The sequence below is a fragment of the Alcanivorax profundi genome, from assembly GCF_003597125.1.
GTDB classification, from domain to species: Bacteria; Pseudomonadota; Gammaproteobacteria; order Pseudomonadales; family Alcanivoracaceae; genus Alcanivorax; species Alcanivorax profundi.
The window spans coordinates 1-1,875 of the sequence record NZ_QYYA01000016.1; the positions used below are offsets into that span (position 1 = coordinate 1).

The following is a 1,875-nucleotide window of genomic DNA, read 5'->3' on the forward strand; positions in this document are numbered from 1 at the left end:
TTAGCCTCCAGAAGAAGTGCCAAGTACGGAACAATGGTTCACAAAGCGCCTCTGCAGGATAATATCTTACGAAATGCATATTCCTCCATATCTTCAGGAAATATTTCTTCCACATACTCTGATGCGTAAACCCAGCATACTTCGTAAAGTGCTTACCGAAGTTGCTGACGATAGCGCTGTATCGGTACCAMGCGTAGCGGTGTAATCGGTACCATGCTATCACTGCAATCGGTACCGCTTGTATCGCTGCAAGCGGTACCAAGATTTCAGTTCTGCTTTTCAATTTGCAAAGGTAATTTATTTTTTCAATTTCTGGCGCATAGAATCGCCTTTTAACTCTATTTTACTTGCATTTGCCACCAAACGGTMCATAATGGCATCTGCCAAGGTAGGATCACCTATRTAATCATACCATTTGGCAATRGGAAGCTGTGAGGCGATAATGACGGACWTTCTYTCGTATCTCTCTTCTAGGATTTGRAGCATTGCGAGTCTGGTCTTGTCATCCATTGGCTGCAACCCGAAGTCATCCCATATGAGCAAGTCATACTTTTCCAGATTGGTTATCATCCTCAGGTACGAYCCATCCAGCTTGCTGAGTGCAACTTTCTCCACAAAGCTGTTCATATTGAGATAGAGAGTTCTGTAGCCTAGCATGCAAGCCTGTCTTCCAAGGGCACAGGCAAGGAAGGATTTTCCRCAGCCGCACYTTCCTTGTATGAGCAAGTTCTCRTGTCTGCGTATGAAGGCACAGTCGGCAATGGCGGCAAGGTCATCCTTGGTGAAGTTGCGGTCTGTTCCACAGATGACATCCTCTAAGAGTGCCGTATATCTAAGYTTGCTGATTTTTAGATACATGGCGGTCTTTCGATCTCGTCTGTCCTGCACCTCTGCATCCACCATCTTGGAGATGGCGACTTCCAGGGATGGGCGGTTCYGTACAGGAAGGCTGGTCATGGCCTCGAASGAGGATGACATACCTCTGAGTTTCAACTCGTTGAGTTGTATGATGGTTTCTTGTAAGTTCATGTTACTATATATGTTTAMATGTTCATAAATGCCTCCGCGCCYCTCACATAGTCGTTCTGTGGCACATTTGMGACTGTTTCTTCCCCGTCAACTTGGTCAAGGTTCTTCTCCAATACGTTGCGGATGGTCGTGTAGGTGATGGATGAACAACCTGCCAGACGCTTKCAGGCCTTCTCCAGGCGCTCCTTGCCATACTTGCGCTTGAGAGACAGGACTCCTTGGCAGGACTTGTACGACTGCTCGAMATGCTTCGTGCGATTGAGGATGGATTGGACTGCGGAAGTGGTGTTGCTGCCAACCAATGCTGCCTCCTCCAGAAAATAGGCGGCGTTATATCCCTGTCCGTGCTTGTAGGCAAGATGTTTGTCTGGCATATGCTCGTCAWGCGTGCTGTATCCAGATCCTTGGCGACGCTGATGGATGGCTATGCGAGAACTCCCGGAGTAAACCTCCACGGTATCTAAGTCCCACAGTACGCTCACCTTTTGCCCGACATACKGGTATGGCACRCTATAGTTGTGCTTGTCAACCAYGACGTGATAGGTACCGGACAGTTTCACCTCCTTGCGATATCTGAAGCGGTATGGAGTCATGGGCAGTTTGCCCAACGTAGGTTGCTCTTCCGCCTCGAAGATGTCACGTCTGCTTCTCCCTGTCGTTCTGGACGGCTTTTCATTGAAGCCGTCCATCAACTCATAGATACGGGCATTCATACTCGGTAGATTGTAAAACACCTCGTCATGTAGCAGAGCGTAGACGGCATTGTAGGTCTTTTGGACGAGTCCCTCGACTGGACCTTTGTCCCTGGGAGTGCGAACCCTGCAGGTTTGGAGGGTTGTATCGTAG

2 protein-coding genes are annotated in these 1,875 nt (G+C 48.6%); both read right to left on the bottom strand.

Translation table 11 applies throughout. The features are described from left to right. Positions 1–297: 297 nt before the first annotated feature. A complete protein-coding gene (istB, locus tag D4A39_RS18900; protein ID WP_119918577.1) occupies positions 298–1,029 on the bottom strand; it encodes an IS21-like element helper ATPase IstB in 732 nt (243 codons plus the stop codon). A 14-nt stretch (positions 1,030–1,043) separates the two neighbouring features. Then, the coding region (locus D4A39_RS18905; protein ID WP_497707265.1) for a Mu transposase domain-containing protein at positions 1,044–1,875 on the bottom strand (832 nt) is incomplete at its 5' end.